The sequence below is a fragment of the Brevundimonas fontaquae genome (assembly GCF_017086445.1).
Lineage (GTDB): Bacteria > Pseudomonadota > Alphaproteobacteria > Caulobacterales > Caulobacteraceae > Brevundimonas > Brevundimonas fontaquae.
Genome location: NZ_CP070968.1, coordinates 754,701 through 771,863 on the forward strand (window position 1 = coordinate 754,701; position 17,163 = coordinate 771,863).

At 66.2% G+C, this 17,163-nt stretch carries 15 protein-coding genes and 1 tRNA gene; 9 read left to right on the forward strand and 7 right to left on the reverse strand.

Going from position 1 to position 17,163, the window contains the following annotated elements:
* Positions 1-72: 72 nt before the first annotated feature.
* Positions 73-627, reverse strand: a complete 555-nt coding sequence (locus JX001_RS03595) for a F0F1 ATP synthase subunit delta (protein WP_205682338.1) — start codon at positions 625-627, stop codon at positions 73-75.
* A gap of 635 nt (positions 628-1,262) precedes the next feature.
* On the opposite strand from JX001_RS03595, the gene recA reads away from it, so the two are divergent.
* On the forward strand, positions 1,263-2,345 hold the full coding sequence (gene recA / locus JX001_RS03600) for a recombinase RecA (protein WP_055807377.1): 1,083 nt from the start codon (positions 1,263-1,265) through the stop codon (positions 2,343-2,345).
* A 402-nt stretch (positions 2,346-2,747) separates the two neighbouring features.
* Here recA and JX001_RS03605 read toward each other — a convergent pair whose 3' ends face one another.
* The 4 genes from JX001_RS03605 to JX001_RS03620 all read right to left on the reverse strand — a co-directional run bounded on the left by JX001_RS03605 (position 2,748) and on the right by JX001_RS03620 (position 7,883).
* A complete protein-coding gene (locus tag JX001_RS03605) occupies positions 2,748-4,940 on the reverse strand; it encodes a 3-hydroxyacyl-CoA dehydrogenase NAD-binding domain-containing protein (protein ID WP_205682339.1) in 2,193 nt (730 codons plus the stop codon).
* Between the two features lie 17 nt (positions 4,941-4,957).
* A complete protein-coding gene (locus JX001_RS03610; RefSeq protein ID WP_039243871.1) occupies positions 4,958-6,163 on the reverse strand; it encodes an acetyl-CoA C-acetyltransferase in 1,206 nt (401 codons plus the stop codon).
* 204 nt (positions 6,164-6,367) lie between these two features.
* Complete coding sequence (locus JX001_RS03615; RefSeq protein WP_066553113.1) at positions 6,368-6,589, reverse strand: hypothetical protein; 222 nt, start codon at positions 6,587-6,589, stop codon at positions 6,368-6,370.
* A 58-nt stretch (positions 6,590-6,647) separates the two neighbouring features.
* Positions 6,648-7,883 (reverse strand): PQQ-dependent sugar dehydrogenase, encoded by a 1,236-nt coding sequence (locus tag JX001_RS03620; RefSeq protein ID WP_205682340.1) that lies wholly within the window; start codon positions 7,881-7,883, stop codon positions 6,648-6,650.
* 188 nt (positions 7,884-8,071) lie between these two features.
* Between JX001_RS03620 and JX001_RS03625 the strand changes: the two genes are divergently transcribed.
* A tRNA-Met gene (locus JX001_RS03625) sits at positions 8,072-8,148 on the forward strand.
* Positions 8,149-8,222: 74 nt separating this feature from the next.
* On the forward strand, positions 8,223-8,534 hold the full coding sequence (locus JX001_RS03630; protein WP_205682341.1) for a hypothetical protein: 312 nt from the start codon (positions 8,223-8,225) through the stop codon (positions 8,532-8,534).
* Between the two features lie 6 nt (positions 8,535-8,540).
* Here the strand turns inward: JX001_RS03630 and JX001_RS03635 are convergent, their stop codons facing one another.
* A complete protein-coding gene (locus tag JX001_RS03635) occupies positions 8,541-9,206 on the reverse strand; it encodes a TlpA family protein disulfide reductase (protein WP_205682342.1) in 666 nt (221 codons plus the stop codon).
* On the opposite strand from JX001_RS03635, the gene argH reads away from it, so the two are divergent.
* The 5 genes from argH to JX001_RS03660 all read left to right on the forward strand — a co-directional run bounded on the left by argH (position 9,205) and on the right by JX001_RS03660 (position 13,922).
* Positions 9,205-10,644, forward strand: a complete 1,440-nt coding sequence (gene argH, locus JX001_RS03640) for an argininosuccinate lyase (protein WP_434082626.1) — start codon at positions 9,205-9,207, stop codon at positions 10,642-10,644. The genes JX001_RS03635 and argH overlap by 2 nt on opposite strands.
* Positions 10,641-10,871, forward strand: coding sequence for a hypothetical protein (locus JX001_RS03645; protein WP_112863291.1), 231 nt, complete (start codon positions 10,641-10,643; stop codon positions 10,869-10,871). The genes argH and JX001_RS03645 overlap by 4 nt, the downstream gene beginning before the upstream one ends.
* 1 nt (position 10,872) lies before the next feature.
* A complete protein-coding gene (gene lysA / locus JX001_RS03650) occupies positions 10,873-12,147 on the forward strand; it encodes a diaminopimelate decarboxylase (protein WP_205682343.1) in 1,275 nt (424 codons plus the stop codon).
* A gap of 50 nt (positions 12,148-12,197) precedes the next feature.
* The gene (locus JX001_RS03655; protein WP_205682344.1) at positions 12,198-12,854 is read left to right on the forward strand and encodes a hypothetical protein; all 657 of its coding nucleotides are present in this window, start codon (positions 12,198-12,200) and stop codon (positions 12,852-12,854) included.
* A gap of 78 nt (positions 12,855-12,932) precedes the next feature.
* Positions 12,933-13,922 (forward strand): cation diffusion facilitator family transporter, encoded by a 990-nt coding sequence (locus JX001_RS03660; RefSeq protein ID WP_205682345.1) that lies wholly within the window; start codon positions 12,933-12,935, stop codon positions 13,920-13,922.
* Between the two features lie 4 nt (positions 13,923-13,926).
* Here JX001_RS03660 and JX001_RS03665 read toward each other — a convergent pair whose 3' ends face one another.
* Positions 13,927-14,784: a glutamate racemase gene (locus tag JX001_RS03665; protein ID WP_205682346.1), complete on the reverse strand. Its 858-nt coding sequence runs from the start codon at positions 14,782-14,784 to the stop codon at positions 13,927-13,929.
* A gap of 130 nt (positions 14,785-14,914) precedes the next feature.
* On the opposite strand from JX001_RS03665, the gene JX001_RS03670 reads away from it, so the two are divergent.
* Positions 14,915-17,113, forward strand: a complete 2,199-nt coding sequence (locus tag JX001_RS03670) for a M3 family metallopeptidase (RefSeq protein WP_205682347.1) — start codon at positions 14,915-14,917, stop codon at positions 17,111-17,113.
* Positions 17,114-17,163 lie beyond the last annotated feature (50 nt).

Here is a 17,163-nt window from a genome sequence, read left to right on the forward strand (position 1 = left end):
GACGGGCTCTCTGTTCTTCAGTCTTCTGCGGGTGCGCCGTTCAGGCGCGCATTCTGGGTGGCGGGAGCGCGTTTACGCGCGCTTGAGGGCGAACTTCATCTGGTCGAGCTTGGTCTTCAGCGAGGCGTCGAACAGTTTCGAGCCCACCTTGACCTTCAGGCCGCCCAGGATCGACGGATCGACGCGCGCGGTCAGTTCCGGGGCCTTGCCCAGGCTCTTCGACAGGGCGGCGGTGATGGCGGCGACCTGTTTGGCGTCCAGCGGCTGGGCCGAGACGACCTCGGCGGCGACGACGCCGGCGTGTTTCGCGTAGCGCGCCTCGAAACCGGCGATCACGGCGGGCAGATCCTTGGCGCGATGGTTCTGAGCCAGCAGACCCAGGAAGTTGGTCGTGGTCTGCTCGAACTTGGCCGTGGCGGCGATGGCCACCAGACCCTTGGCCTGGTCGGGCGCAGCGATGACGGGCGAGGTCGCCAGGCGACGCAGGTCGGCGCTTTCGCTCCAGGCCGCCTTCAGCGACTTCAGGTCGGCGCGGACGGCGTCCAGGCGGCCGGTTTCCAGCGCCAGGTCGAACAGCGCCTGTGCGTAGCGATCGCCGACTTCCGTCGTTCTGAAATCATCAGCCACTGATTAGGGTCCGAGGTCGTTGTGTCAGGGTCGCAACCGACTGCGAGGCTCGCAACGGTCAAAAGCTTGAAATGCTTACGGAAAGCACGACGGAGGCCGTATCCGTAAATACGCCCCCTTCAAGCCGGGCGCCTGATAGCACGGGGTTTCGCCGCTCGCAACATTGCGTGAAGGCGCGCCGATGCCGCAGGGGCCGCATCGCCATCTCGTTTCCTCGCCACGCGTGGGGAGGGGGACGCGGAGAGGTGGCGAGAGCGGATGGAACGGGGGCGGATCTGAAACGGCTCGCTCCGGCGACACAAGGTGCGCCTTCTAAGGGTAGAGGGGGAATACTTGATCGCACTCGGGACGGTTTCGCAGGGACCGCCGACCCGTCGGAGGCTTATGGCGTAGGCGATAGGACTGCCGCCTTTTGTCCCTATCAGCATGATGGCGGGCAGCGTGGCGGATCGCCTGAGCGATGCATCTACGTCAAAATCGGTCGTGAGATTTCCGATGTTCTTGTTTTGATCGATGAGAACATCTTGTGAACCAGAACAAACCATGCACATAGTCCGCCTCACGAAACGGGGGCGGGTCCAGGCGGGTCTCTCCCAAGCTGAATGACGGGAATCATGGCAAGGGAGACGAAGGCAATGGCTTCACAGGCGGCACTCAAATTGGTGGGCAAGGACGACGGCGACAAGCAACGCGCCCTGGAGGCGGCGATCGCGCAGATCGATCGCGCCTTCGGCAAGGGTTCGGTGATGAAACTGGGCAAGGCGGGCGTGGTCGCCGAGATCGACAGCGTCTCGACCGGCTCGCTGGGCCTGGACATGGCGCTGGGCATCGGCGGCCTGCCGGTCGGGCGGGTGATCGAGGTGTTCGGCCCGGAATCCTCGGGCAAGACGACGCTGGCACTGCACACCGTCGCGGAAGTGCAGAAGAAGGGCGGGGTCGCCGCCTTCGTCGACGCCGAACACGCGCTGGACCCGGTCTACGCCCAGAAGCTGGGCGTCAATCTGGATGATCTTCTGGTGTCGCAGCCGGACACTGGCGAGCAGGCGCTGGAGATCGTGGATACGCTGGTCCGGTCGGGCGCCGTGGACATTGTGGTCGTCGACTCCGTCGCAGCCCTGACGCCGCGCGCCGAGATCGAGGGCGAGATGGGCGACAGCCTGCCGGGCCTTCAGGCGCGCCTGATGAGCCAGGCGCTGCGCAAGTTGACGGCCTCGATCTCCAAATCGAAATGCATCGTGCTGTTCATCAACCAGATCCGTCACAAGATCGGCGTCATGTACGGCTCGCCCGAGACGACGACGGGCGGCAATGCGCTGAAGTTCTACGCCTCGGTGCGTCTGGACATCCGCCGCACCGGCGCGATCAAGAACCGCGACGAGGTGGTTGGCAACACCACCCGGGTCAAGGTGGTCAAGAACAAGGTCGCCCCGCCGTTCCGCGAGGTCATCTTCGACATCATGTATGGCGAGGGTATTTCCAAACTGGGCGAGGTCATCGACCTGGGCGTCAAGGCCGGCATCATCGAGAAGTCGGGCAGCTGGTTCAGCTATGACTCCACCCGGATCGGTCAGGGCCGCGAGAATGTGCGCGAGTTCTTGAAGCAGAACCCCGACATTGCGGCCTCGATCGAAAAGGCCGTGCGCGCCTCGACCAACAAGATCGCCGACGAACTGCTGGGCACGCCCGAGCCGGACGAAGGCCAGGATCTGGAAGGCTGACGCCAGCCTCCGAGGCTGGGCGGACTGTCAGAGTTTGTCCCGGTCTCGGTCCGGTCTTTTCACCGCTACTCCGTCGCCCCTAGCGACCCGCCACCGACCCCGCGAAGGGCGCCGGAGCGACCCGCTCGACCTCGTGTCGGGCGGGTCTTTTTTATGCCCTCGTCATTCCGGGCGGAGGGCCGCTTGGCCCGAAGACCCGGAACCCAGCGGCGCTGAAGGCGAAACCTATCCGCCGCACGACCTCGCGCAGCGAGTCCGCGACAGGTTCGCGCTTTCGCGCGCCGCTGGGTTCCGGGTCTTCGCTACGCTTCGCCCGGAATGACGAAAGGGCAAAGGCGCGCCAAACGAAAACGGGCGACCCGAAGGCCGCCCGTTCCGTCTTCTGTGGATGTCCGCGACCGATCAGGCGGCGGCCTTCTCCGGGGCGAACTTGCCATAGAAGGTTTCGTTCTTCGCGGCCATGTCGCGCAGCAACTGCGGTACCTTGAAGCGGTCGCCATAGGTCTCGGCCAGACGGTCTGCGGTTTCGACGAATTTGGCCAGGCCGATGCCGTCGATCATGCTGATCGGACCGCCGGTCCAGGGCGCGAAGCCCCAGCCCAAGATGGCGCCCAGATCGGCTTCGCGCGGATCGTCGATGACACCTTCTTCCCAGCAACGCGCCACTTCGACGGCCTGGCGATACAGCAGACGTGTCTTCAGCTCGTCGATCTGAGCGAAGGCGGTCGCCTCTTCCGGCTGATCGATGCCCTTGGTGGTGGGGGCCAGTTCGCCCAGACCCTTCCAGATCGTCTTGGGCTTCTGATCGTAATCGTAGAAGCCCTTGCCGTTCTTGCGACCGAAGCGACCGCCCTCGACCATCTTGGCGACGATGTCGGCGCCTTCCGACGGGACGTATTTGTCGCCCAGATCCAGCGCCGTCTGTTTGGCGATCCTGTAGGACAGGTCCAGGGCGACGTCGTCGTGCATCTCCAGCGGGCCGCGCGGCATGCCGGTCATGCGACCGACATTGTCGATCAGGGCCGGGCCGTAGCCCTCTTCCAGCATCGCCATGCCCTCCATCAGGAAGGTGGAGAAGCAGCGCGAGGTGTAGAAACCGCGGCTGTCGTTGACGACGATCGGCGTCTTCTTGATCTTCAGCACATAGTCCAGCGCCTTGGCGATGGCGGCCTGACCCGTCTGTTCACCCAGGATGATCTCGACCAGCATCATCTTGTCGACGGGCGAGAAGAAGTGGATGCCGATGAAGTCCTCGGGCCGCACCGAGGCCTCGGCCAGGCCGGTGATCGGCAGGGTCGAGGTGTTGGAGCCGAACACGGCGCCCTCGGCCAGTCGCGCCTCGGCGCGCTTAGTCACATCGGCCTTGATCTCGCGGTTTTCGAACACGGCCTCGACGACCAGATCGGAACCCTTGATCAGCTCATAGTCCGTCGTCGCCGTGACTGAACCCAGCAGGGCGTCGTATTTCTCCTGCGTCAGCTGACCGCGTGAGAGGCGCTTCTTCAGCAGCTCCTCGACGTGGGCCTTGCCCTTGTCGGCGGCTTCCTGCGTCTGGTCGATCAGGATGGTTTCGATGCCGGCCAGCGCCTGCACATAGGCGATGCCCGCGCCCATCATGCCGGCGCCGATGACCGTGACCTTCTTCGGATCGGACTTGGGCACGCCGGCCGGGCGCACGGCGCCCTTGTCCAGCTCCTGCTTGGACAGGAACAGCGAACGGATCATGGCCTGGGCCTGCGGCGTCATCAGGGTCTTGATGAAGTAGCGGGTCTCGATGCGCAGGGCCGCGTCGATCGGCACCTGGGCGCCTTCATAAACGGCCTTCATCAGGTTCACCACGGCCGGATAGTTGCCATAGGACTGCTTGCGCAGCATGGCGTTGCCGACCATGAAGTTCTGAATGCCGGCCGGGTGATAGGGGCCTCCGCCGGGCAGTTTGAACGACTTTTCGTCCCAAGGCTGGACGGCCTTGCCGCCGTTCTTGATCCAGGCCTTGGCGGCCTCGACCGACTGGCCCTTCTCGACCACCTCATGGACGATGCCGGCGCCCTTGGCGTCATTCGGGCGGAAGGACTTGCCCTCGCTCATCGCCATCATGGCGTTCTGAACGCCGACCAGACGCGTCAGGCGCTGGGTGCCGCCGCCGCCGGGGAACAGGCCGACCTTGATCTCGGGCAGGCCCAGCTGGATCTTGTTGTCGTTCTCTACCACGCGGTAGTGAGCGGCCAGCGTGAACTCCAGTCCGCCGCCCAAAGCGAGGCCGTTGATCGCGGCCGCGATCGGCTTGCCCGAGGTTTCTAGCGCACGGAAGGCGCCGTTCAGCTTCCAGCCGGCGTCGAACGCCTTTTGCAGGTCGCCGCCGCCCGACAGCACGCCGCCGGCCATGTCGCCCAGGTCCGCGCCGGCGCAGAAGCCCGAGGCCTTGCCCGAGGTGATGACGGCGCCCTTGATGGCGTCGTCGGTCTTGATGCGTTCGACCAGCTCGGGGATTTCCTTCATCACCGAAGAGGTCAGGGTGTTCATCGAACGGCCCGGAACGTCGAAGGTGACCAGGGCGATGCCGTCGGCGTCGACGTCGATCTTGAAGTTTTCCATATCCATTTACTCCTGGATCAGACGCGTTCGATGACGGTGGCGGTGCCCATGCCGCCGCCGATGCACAGGGTGACCAGGGCGGTCGACTTGTTCGAGCGCTCCAGCTCGTCAAGCGCGATGCCAGTGATCATGGCGCCGGTGGCGCCGAGCGGGTGGCCCATCGAGATGCCGCCGCCGTTCACGTTCATCTTGGCGTGGTCGATGTCGAGCGCCTGCATGTAGCGCAGGACGACGGCCGCGAAGGCCTCGTTCAGCTCCCACAGGTCGATGTCGTCGGGCGTCATGCCCAGCTTATTTAGCAGCTTGCGGGTCACATATTCCGGGCCGGTCAGCATGATCGACGGCTCCGAGCCGATCGAGGCGCCGCCCAGGATCTTGGCGCGCGGCTTCAGGCCCAGGGCCTGACCGGCTTCCAGCGACCCGATCAGCACGCCGGCCGAACCGTCGACGATGCCGGACGAGTTGCCCGGCGTGTGGACGTGATTGACGCGCTCGACCTCGGGATAGCGCTGGTTGATCACGCCGTCGAAGGCCATTTCGCCCATCATCGCGAAGGAGGGGTTCAGGCCGCCGAGCGCCTGCATGTCCGTGTTCGGACGGATCGTCTCGTCATGATCCAGGATGGTCAGGCCCAGCTGGTCCTTGACGCCGATCACCGAGTTCTTGAACCTGCCCTCGGCCCAGGCCTTGGCGGCGCGCTTGTGGCTTTCGACCGAATAGGCGTCCACGTCGTCGCGGCTGAAGCCGTATTTGGTGGCGATCATGTCCGCCGACACGCCTTGCGGCACGAAATAGGTCGGGAAGGCCGAGGAGGGGTCGGTCGGCCAGGCGCCCATATCCGAACCCATCGGCACACGGCTCATGACCTCGACGCCGCCGCCGACGGCGAAGTCGGCCTCGCCGGACTTCACCTTGGCCGTCGCCATGTTCACGGCTTCCAGGCCCGAGGCGCAGAAGCGGTTGATCTGGACACCCGCAGTATATTGCGACCAACCGGCCGAGAGCACGGCCGTACGCGCGATGTCGGCGCCGAGTTCGCCCACGGGCGTGACGCAGCCCAGGATGACGTCGTCAACCTTGGAGGTGTCCAGGTCGTTGCGGTCACGCAGCGCTTCCAGCACCTGGGTCGCCAGGCTGAGGCCGGTGATCTCGTGCAGCGAGCCGTCCTTCTTGCCCTTGCCGCGCGGCGTGCGGACGGCGTCGTAGATATAGGCGTCAGCCATGGAAATGCGTCTCCATCTTTGGGCCCATCCTCAACGTGCAGCAGGTCGCGGCACGACGGACAAGGCGGTTCCAAGCGTGGACGCCAAGAACCCTACGTTTACGTCAACGTCAAGTAATAAGCCGCGTGATCGCGGCCGCTTGCGGCGGATGCTTTGACTGACTGAAGGTATGAGAGCGTGGGAACGCCGGCCGAGCGCCCGCTGTCAGCGCGGCGGAATACGGGTGGCGCCACCAGTGATCTTGCAGGCGTATTCGGTCTGGGGACGGCCGGTCTGAACGCCAGTCGGCGTCAAAATGCCTTGGTCACGCGTGCAGGCGGCCTCCAGAGCGTTCAGGTCCTGCTGATAGCTATTGGTCGCGCCCATCGAGCCGCAGCCCGAAAGCAGCGGCAGGACAACGGCGGCGGAAAGGATGAGGATACGCATGGTTCGCTGCTCCCTTTGGAGCGTCAACCGCTCCGCATAGCCCCCCGGCCCTGGAAGACTACTGTGTCGCCGACAGCCTGACCAGCTTGCCATTCTGCTCGTCGGTGATGGCCCAGACCGACCCGTCGGCGCCGACCGCCACGTCGCGGATGCGTTCGCCTAAGTCTGTCAGCAGGCGCTCTTCGCCCACCACCCGGTCATTCTGGATCACCAGACGCGCAATATGTTTTTCCTTCAGGCCCGCGACCAGCAGGTTGCCGTCCCAGCCGGTGAACATGGCGCCCTGATAGAAGATTGCGCCGCCGGGTGCGATCACCGGATCCCAGTAATAGACGGGCTGCTCGGTGCCATCCTTTTGCGTCGCGCCGCTGTTGATCTGACCGCCCGAATATTCGACGCCGTAGGCCGCATCCGGCCAGCCGTAGTTGGCGCCGGCCTTGTCCAGATTGACCTCGTCGCCGCCGCGCGTGCCGTGTTCGATGGTCCAGATGGCGCCCGTTCCCGGCTGAACGGCAACGCCCTGGACGTTGCGGTGTCCCAGGCTCCAGATTTCCGGCAGGGCTCCGGCGCGGCCGACGAAGGGGTTGTCCTGCGGGACCGTGCCGTCGGCGTTGATGCGGATGGTCTTGCCCATGTGCGAGCCTAGATCCTGCGCCTGGGGCCGCATAGGCTTGTCCGAACGCTCGCCCAGGGTGATGAACAGCTTGCCATCCGGCGCAAAGGCCAGGGACGACCCGAAATGCTTGTCGCCGTCATAGACGGGCAGGGCGCGGAAGATGACCTGAACATTCTCGACGCGCGATCCGTCGTCCGACAGACGCCCGCGCGCGACCGAGGTGGCGTTTCCGCCCTCGCGCGGTTCGGCATAGCTCCAATAGATCATGCGGTCTTGCGCAAAGCTCGGCCCGACGATGACGTCCAGCAGGCCGCCCTGACCGCGCGCATCGACGGCGGGCAAGCCAGCGACCGGTTCGCCGACTTGGCCTTGAGCGGTGATGATGCGCAGACGACCCGGCTTTTCGGTAACCAGCCAGCGGCCGTCGGGCAGGGCCGCCAGACCCCAGGGGTGGACAAGGCCCGAGGCGACCACCGTATGGGTCATGGCCTGTTCGGTCTTGACGCCCGGCGCGCGGGTCTGGCCGGGGAAGGCCGGTTGCTGATCGGGATTGTTCGCCGGACGGGTTTCCAGCGAGGCCCCGGCCTGAGGCGCAGCACCGGTGCTCTCGCTATTTGCGCCACAGGCGGTGGCGAGAACGAGCAGGGATGTCGAGGCGGCGGCGACGATCAGGCGCATGAAGGGCGAGCTCCGGCTGGGCTTTAGGCAGTCGTTACGAAACGGCGAGACCAGCGTTACCGTTCCTGTGGCAGGGCATCTTGCGCTCTATCGCCGCAGGTTCTGGTCCGAGACGACTTGAACCGCGCGCCCGACGGCGATATAGGCACGCCTCTTTCGCGCTGGCCCCGGCCTGGCGCAGGGCCCGGGACTGGGTAGCTCAGATGGTTAGAGCGGTGGATTCATAACCCACAGGTCGGCGGTTCGATCCCGCCTCCAGTCACCACCTCATTCCCGCTGCAACCTGCGCCGTTGTGCTGCGTTTTCGGTCGAGTTCTCAACCTTGACCGGAGTTTCGTCGTGACGATCCGAACCAAAGCCATGATGGCGGCCGTCGCCGCAGTCACGCTGGGCGCGGCGGCCTGCACCCAGGCCGAGCAGGAAAAGACCGAGGCGCATGCCGAGGCTGCGGCCGACAAGACGGCCGATGTGGCGTCTCAGGCCGGGGAAGTGATCGAGGGCGGCGCCATGAAGGCGGCGCAGGCGGTCGAGAGCGGTGCCGGCAAGGTCGCCGACAAGCTGGAAACCGAACAGGCCGAAGCGGCGGCCGAGGGCAAGCCCGGCGCGATCAATCCCGCGACCGATCAGCGCGTGCCGGCCGACAACAACTAAAGTCGATCAGGCGGGGGGCGGCGCGCCGCTTTCCGCCAGGATCGCATCGATCAGGGCGCGGGCTTCCTGGCTGGACCAGTCCGCCTCGCCTCTCATGACGGCGCGGATGCGGCCCTGACGATCCAGGACGATGGTCTGCGGCATGGCGCCCTTGCCGGGAAACTCGAACGGCAGTTGGAATTTGGCGTCGCTGTAGAAGGGCAGGGGCGCGTGGTCGGCCAGGAAGCGTTTCGCGTCGGCTGCGGCGTCGGGCGTGGCGTCGACGTTGATGGGCAGGACGACCAGATCCTCGTTCGTCTCATAGGCCTTCGCCAGCGCCTGCAGCGTGGGCATCTCCGCCTTGCAGGGCGCGCACCACATCGCCCAAAGGTTTACGACCACGACCTTGCCCTGGAAGGCCGAGAAGCGGACGGCCGTGCCGGTGCGGTCGCGGAAGGCGTATTCGGGCGCCGGCGGCGTCTCGGCCGGGGTCGAAAGCGTGGCCAGGGATCCGACCGCGAAGCGCGCCAGGTCGCTTTTTGGCGCAGCAGCGGTGGTTGTGTTCCCTTCGACTTGCGCCTTCTGGCGATGATTGGCGTATAGCGACATCGCCATGCCGCCGGCGCCGGCGATGGTGCTGACGACGACGACCGCGCCGACGACCGCCCAGATCGCCTTTCTTGAGCCGCTCATGACCGAAACACCTTCTTCCGACGCCAATCCATCCGGCGGTTCGACTGCGCCGGTGAAGCCCGCGGGTCAAGACATGTGGGGCGGACGCTTTTCGTCGCGCCCTGCCGAGATCATGCAGGCGATCAACGTCTCCATCGGCGTGGACCAGCGCCTGTGGCGTCAGGATCTGGTCGGATCGCGGGCCCACTGCCGTATGCTGGCCAAGCAGGGCATCATCGCGCAGGGCGATGCTGACGCGATCCTGGGCGGGCTGGACGCCATCCAAGCCGAGATCGAAGCCGGGACCTTCCCGTTCCGGGATCAGTTTGAGGACATCCACATGAATGTGGAGGCGCGCCTCAACGAACTGATCGGCGAGCCGTCCGGCCGCCTGCACACGGCGCGCAGCCGCAACGACCAGGTCGCGGTCGATTTCCGCCTGTGGGTCCGCGACGCCTGCGATCGCTCGGTCGCGCAGTTGAAGGCGCTGCAGGCCGCGTTGCTGACGCGCGCCGAACAGCATGCCGGCGACCTCATGCCCGGCTTCACCCATTTGCAGACCGCCCAGCCCGTGACGCTGGGCCACCATCTGATGGCCTATGTCGAGATGTTCGGGCGTGACGCGGGGCGTTTCGCCGACGCCCGCGCCCGGATGAATGAAAGTCCGTTGGGGGCCGCAGCCCTGGCCGGTTCGCCCTTCCCCATTGATCGTCAGGCGACGGCGTCGGATCTCGGCTTCGACCGGCCGATGGCGAACTCGCTGGACGCCGTGTCGGACCGCGACTTCGCATTGGAAAGCCTGGCGGCCGCCTCGATCACGGCGGGCCACCTGTCGCGCTTGGCCGAGGAGATCGTTGTCTGGATGACGCCGATGTTTGGCTTCGCCAGCCTGCCCGACGACCTGACCACCGGCTCGTCGATCATGCCGCAGAAGCGCAATCCGGATGCCGCCGAACTGGTGCGGGCCAAGACGGGCCGGATCATGGGGTCTCTGGTCGCCCTGTCCACGGTGATGAAGGGGCTGCCACTGGCCTATTCCAAGGATATGCAGGAGGACAAGCCGCCGGTGTTCGAGGCCTTCGACGCGCTGGATCTGGCCCTGGTCGCCATGACGGCGATGGTTTCGGCCCTGCAACCCAACACCCAACGGATGGCCCAGGCGGCGGGCGCGGGCTTTTCGACCGCCACGGACTTAGCCGACTGGCTGGTGCGCGAACTGAACCTGCCGTTCAGGAAGGCGCACCATGTGACGGGTGCGGCGGTCAAACGGGCGGAAGGGTTGGGCGTGGATCTGTCGCAACTGCCGCTGGAAGAATTGCAGAAACTGGAGCCGGGGATCACCGAAGCGGTTTACAAGGTGCTGACCGCCGAGGCTTCGTGCCAAAGCCGCCAAAGCTATGGGGGAACCGCGCCGGAACAGGTCCGTGCGCGCATCGCCGACTGGAGAGCCCGCCTGTGAAAAAATCTCTGATCCTCGCGGGCGCGTTCGCCCTTCTGACCTCCGCCTGCGGCCGGATGGCCGATCTGGAATCGCCGGTGCGCGAGACCGAGCGTGCGCCGCGCAGCAGCCGCGCGCCGGGGCTGCCCGAGCCGGCGACCATGAACCGTCCCTCCAGCAGCGTGCCGATCGACGGCGGCCCGTCCAACCCGATCGGCGCCGGCGCCGCCCAGAACGACCCGCGGTAAGTTGCACCATTTCGACCTGAAGGACGGCGCCCTCCATGCCGAGGGCGTGCCGCTGGAGCTGATCGCGGACGAGGTCGGCACACCGGCCTATGTCTATTCGACCGCGACGTTGAAGCGGCATTACGGCCTCCTGCGCGCCGCCGCCGATGCGCATCGCGACGCTTTGGGCGAGGCCCTGATCGCCTTTGCGGTCAAGGCCAACTCCAACCTGTCGGTGCTGGCGACCTTGGCGAAACTGGGGTCCGGCGCGGACACGGTGTCGGAGGGTGAAATCCGCCGTGCTTTGGCCGCCGGTGTGCCGTCCGACCGGATCATCTTCTCCGGCGTGGGCAAGACCGATGTGGAAATGGCCTTCGCCATCAGCGTCGGCGTGCGTCAGATCAATGTCGAATCCGGCGCCGAGCTGGATCGGCTGATCGCCGTTGCAGCCATGATGGATGCGTCTCCGGCCATCGCCGTCCGGGTCAATCCGAACGTGGGCGCGGGCGGTCACGCCAAGATCACTACGGGCGGCAAGGGCGACAAGTTCGGCGTGCCGGTCGAGGAGGCGATGGACCTCTATGCCCGCGCATCGGCCTCGCCCCATGTCACGCCGGTGGGCTTGGCTTGCCATATCGGCAGCCAGATCACCGACCTTGAGCCGCTGAAGGCCGCCTTCGAGGTCTTGGCGGACATGACGCGCAAACTGCGGGCTCAGGGTCATGCCGTGACCCGCCTGGATCTGGGGGGCGGGCTGGGCGTGCCGTATTCCGGTGGGACCGAGCCGCCGTCGCCGGCCGAGTATGTCGCCATGGCCGCGCGGGTTCTGAACGGGCTGGATGTCGAGGCGGCGTTCGAACCGGGCCGGCTGCTGGCCGCAAACGCAGGCGTGCTGCTCAGCCAGGTAATACAGGTCAACGAACGCTCGGACGGACGACGCTTTTTGGTGCTGGACGCGGCGATGAACGACCTGATGCGGCCGGCCCTGTACGACGCCTTCCACGACATCCAGCCGGTCAATCCGCGCGAGGGCGGGGCGACGGCCTATGACGTGGTCGGGCCGGTGTGCGAGACGGGCGACACCTTCGCGCGTGACCGCGAGCTGCCGCCGCTGGAGGCCGAGGACCTGATCGTCTTCACTGGCGCGGGCGCCTATGGCGCCGTGATGTCGAGCGAATACAACAGCCGGCCCCTGATCCCCGAGGTGCTGGTGGATGGCGATCAGTGGGCCGTGATCCGGCCACGCCCGACCTATGAAGAGATGTTGGACCGCGAGCCGTTCGCGGACTGGCTGTAAGGAGTCGATTTCCGCTCGACTGTTATAAAGTAACACGCTATAGGCCGGTCATGTCTCCCGGCCCCGAACAGTCCGTCATGCTTTCCCTGCTGGGCGGCGGCTTCGTTGCGGCCTTTCTGCATGCGGCTCTGCCGACCCACTGGCTGCCGTTCACCCTGGTTGGGCGGGCGCAAGGCTGGCGACCGTCGCGGATCCTGATGGCGGTGACGGCGGCGGGGTTGGCCCATATCGCCACGACGGCGGTGGTCGGCGGTCTGATCGTGGCGGCGGGTCTGGCGCTGGATCAGTGGATCGAGGGCGTGCTGCCCCACCTGGCGGCGGTGCTGCTGTTCCTGTTCGGCGCCTTCTATCTGGCGCGCGCGACCCTGAAGCGTCCTGCCATGGCCGGCGGGCCTGCGGTCGAGACGCCCGAGCCGGCCGTGTCCGACAAGGCCGCCTTCCTGGGTCTGGTCGCCATGATGGCGATCTCGCCGGGTGAAGTGCTGCTGCCCATCTATCTGTCGTCGGCCTCGGCGGGCCTTGGAGCCCTGGCGCTGCTGACCGTGGTGTTCGCGGCGGGGACCGTCGCCGGCATGGCGGTCTTCACGGCTCTGGCCAGCGCTGGCGCCTCGATCCTGCGGCTGGAGCGATGGGCGCGGTACGAGGGGGCGGTGCTGGGCGTGGCCCTGATCGCCTTGGGACTCGTTGTCGCCATGCACCAACACTGAAGAGATATTACATGATAACATTCAATGCGTTATCATGTAGCGGCTTGGCTGTTTCGCCAGAGGGCGTATAGGCGAGCCATGAACGCCGCCCACGACCACAGCCCCAGCCACCGGCATGACCACGATCATGCGGGTCACGGCCATGGGCATTCTCACAGCCACCACGGACACAGCCACGGCCACGGCGGACACAGCCATGGCCCGGTGGACACCGGCGACTGGCGCTATGCCGTCGGATTGGTGGTCAATCTGCTGTTCGTGGCGTGCGAATTCGGCGCGGGGCTGATCGCGGATTCGACCGCCCTGTTGGCCGACGCCGGGCATAATCTGTCGGACGTGCTGGGTCTGGCCATGGCGGGCGGCGCGGCCTGGCTGGCGCGACGCGGCGCGCATGGGGCGGCGGGCGGTCGGCGGACCTATGGGTTCGGCAAGGCGACGGTGCTGGCCGCGCTGGGCAATGCGCTGCTGCTGATCTTCGCCTGCGGGGCCATCGCGTTCGAGGCCGTGAGGCGGTTCAACGAGCCTGCGCCGGTCGGCTCGGGCGTCATCATGGCGGTCGCCGGCATCGGCTTCGTCATCAACCTGGGCACGGCCCTGCTGTTCATGAAATCGCAGCACGACCTGAATGCGCGCGGCGCTTATCTGCATATGATGGCCGACGCAGGCGTGTCGCTGGGCGTGGTGCTGGCGGGCGGGCTGATCATGATGACCGGCTGGTCGGTCGTCGATCCGCTGGTCAGCCTGGCGATCGTGGTCGTGATCCTGTGGTCGACCTGGGGCCTGCTGAAGGACTCGGTCAATCTGGCCATGGACGGCGCCCCGACGGGCGTGGACGTGCCGTCTTTGGAACAGGCGCTGGTCGGCCTGCCGGGCGTGCGAGCCGTGCATGATCTGCACGTCTGGGGACTGTCGACGACCGAGACGGCCCTGACCGCCCACCTGGTCCACGACCGCGCGGACACGGCGGCCCTGATCTGCGAGGCCCAGGCCGTGGCGAAGCGCTACGCCATCGGCCATACGACCTTGCAGCTGGAGACCGAGCCTCTGCCGGATTGCCCGGGCTGCTGAACCCTTAGGCCTGTTCGAACGTCACCGGCGCGCCCCAGAATTGGGACACCAGTTCCGACTGCGGCCCGGCCTGGCCGGTGGTCAGGAAGTCGCGGCGCCCGCTGTCGCCCAGATCGTATTCGGGGTGCGCCTTGAAATAGCGCTCCAGCGCATCCGCCACCGCCGTCGGCTGTTCGATCAGAACGGTGCCGGCCGGCAGGGCCTGGGCGAACAGTTCGGCGACGATCTCATAGTGGGTGCAGCCCAGGATGGCCTTGTCCGGGTAGCGGCCGATGCGGCGACGCAGCGCATCGACGTGGTCGTCGATCACCACCTTCAGCTCCTCCGGCGGCGCACCCAGCTCGATCAGGCCCGCCAGGCCGGGGCAGGGTTCGGAAAAGACGGCGATGTCCTCGCGCCGTTTGTCGATCTCGATCTCATAAACGCGGCTGATGGCCGTGGCGGCGGTGCAGAAGACGCCGGTGATGTCGATGGAGGCGACCTTCTCGCCCTCCTGCGGGCGCTCGGCCTCGAAGCTCCACGGCTTGCCGGTCGCCGCCTCGATGGTCGGAACGATGATGCCCAGGATGTTGACCGGGCGGCCCAGACGCTCGCGAAGACCCGGCAGCCAGGTCTGTTGCAGACGGCGAAGCGCAATGGCGCTGGCGGTGTTGCAGGCCAGGACGACGACGGAGGCGCCGGCCTCGAACAGCCTTTCGCAGCCGGTTTTCGTCAGTTCGACGATGTCTTCGCCGCCGCGCCCGCCATAGGGGGCGTGGGCCTGGTCGGCCAGATAGACGAAGTCCCGCTGGGGGAAGCGCCGGGTCAGTTCGCGGTGGACGGTCAGGCCGCCCACGCCGGAGTCGAAAACGCCAATAGCCATGGCCCGGCTTTAGAACAGTGCGACGACGTATCCAACCGGATTGGCGACAAGTTTATCCCCGCGTCAGGTGACGGGGGCGATCCATGCGCCTAAGTGTAGCGCTGACCATGATCTTGTTTCGGAGCATTCCATGCATAGACGCCAGCTTCTCATCGCGGGCGGCAGCCTGATGGCCCTGTCGGCCTGTGCCTCAACGGGGGCTTCCACAGGCGCGACCTCGGGCGGGTCCGCCGCGGCGCCGTCCGCCGCCAGCGTCGCCGAGGAAGCGCGCATCGCCCGCGCCGTCCTGCCCAGCCAGACGCCGCGCGCCGAGCTGCTGCAGGCCTGGACCGGGAAGTATGATGGCGTTCCGCCCTTCGACAAGGTGACGCCGGCCAAGCTGCGCGAAGCCATGCTGGAAGGCATCGAACTGCAACGCGCCGACATCGCCGCCATCGCCAACAACCCCGAGGCCCCGACGTTCGCCAACACCATGGCGGCGCTGGAGCTGGCCGGCGAGCCGCTGGACCGGGCGTCCAACGTCTATGGCGTGATGACCTCCAACATCGGCGGCGAAGCCTATGACGCGGTCGACACCGAGCTGTCGCCACTGCTGTCCGCTGCTTCTGACGAGATCACCTTCAACGAGAAGCTGTTCCAGCGGGTCAAGACCGTCGCCGACACCGCGGACGCGGCGGGCCTCAGCGCCCAGCAGAAGCGTCTGGCCGAGCGTCGCCGCGACTCCTTCGTCCGTTCGGGCGCCAATCTGGACGCGGCCGGCAAGGCCGAACTGGGCCGGATCAACACCGCCCTGTCCAACGCATTCACCCGCTTCGGCCAGAAGGTCGTCGCCGACGAGAATTCCTGGACGCTGATCCCCAACGAAGCCGGTCTGGCGGGCCTGCCGGCCTCGAACAAGGCGGCCGCCGCCAGCGCCGCGCGCAGCCGCAACCTGCAAGGCTGGGCGATCCTGAACACGCGTTCGGCGGTCGATCCCTTCCTGACCTTCGCCGACGATCGGGCCCTGCGTGAGCAGGTCTGGAAGAAGTTCGTCAATCGCGGCGACAACGGCGACGCCAACGACACCAACTCGACCATCGCCGAGATCGTGAAGCTGCGCGACCAACGCGCCAAGCTGCTGGGCTATCGCAACCACGCCGAACTGCGCATGCAGGACACGATGGCCAAGACCCCGGCCAATGCTCAGGTTCTGATGGATCGCGTCTGGACGCCGGCCAAGGCCCGCGTCGCCGAGGAAGTCGCCGACATGAAGGCGATCGCCGGCTTCGACATCGAGCCGTGGGACTACCTCTACTTCGCCGAGAAGGTGCGTAAGGCCAAGTACGACCTGGATCAGAACCAGCTGAAGCCCTACTTCGAGCTGAACGCGGTCCGCGCCGGCTCCTTCGCCATGGCCGAGCGCCTGTACGGCTTCCAGTTCAAGAAGCTGCCCAAGGGATCGGTGCCGACCTTCGAGCCCGACGTCGAGGCCTATGAGGTCTATGACAAGAGCCGGGACGGCCGCCTGATCGGTCTGTACTACACCGACGACTACGCCCGTCCGGGCAAGCGTTCGGGCGCCTGGATGACCACCTATCGGTCCTTCTCGCAGTTGGACGGCTCCAAGGTCATTCTGGCCTCGAACAACAACAACTTCACCAAGCCGGAGCCGGGCGAGCCCGTGCTGATCTCGCTGGACGACGCCGAGACCCTGTTCCACGAGTTCGGCCACGCCCTGCACTACCTGTCGTCGGTGGTGACCTATCCGTCATACGGCAATACGCCGCGCGACTTCGTCGAATATCCGTCGCAGGTGCACGAGCACTGGGTGCTGAGCCGGCCGATCCTGGACGGCTATCTGAAGCACTATCAGACGGGCGCGGCCATGCCGGCCGAACTGGTCAACAAGATCGAGGCCGCCGCCACGTTCAACCAGGGCTATGCGACGGTCAGCTATCTGTCTTCGGCGATCGTGGATATGGACCTGCACACCCAGGCCGTGCCCCCGACCGACATCGACGCGTTCGAAAAGGCCAGCCTGGCGCGGATCGGCATGCCCAAGGAGATCGTGATGCGGCACCGCCTGCCGCAGTTCAATCACCTGTTCACGTCGGACGCCTATTCGGCGGGCTACTACAGCTATCTGTGGTCCGAGACGATGGACGCCGACACCTGGGCCTATTTCGAAGAGTCGGGCGACGTGTTCAATCCGGACATCGCCGGCCGCTTCAAGTCGATCATGCTGGCTCCCGGCAACACCACGGACCGCGCCGAAGCCTATCGCGCCTTCCGCGGCCGCGACCCGGACGTGGCGGCCCTGCTGAAGGTCCGGGGCTTCCCTGTTTCTTGATAAAGGGCGCTACCGCGCTTCGCGCTGCTTGAGCGCAATCGCAAATGTGA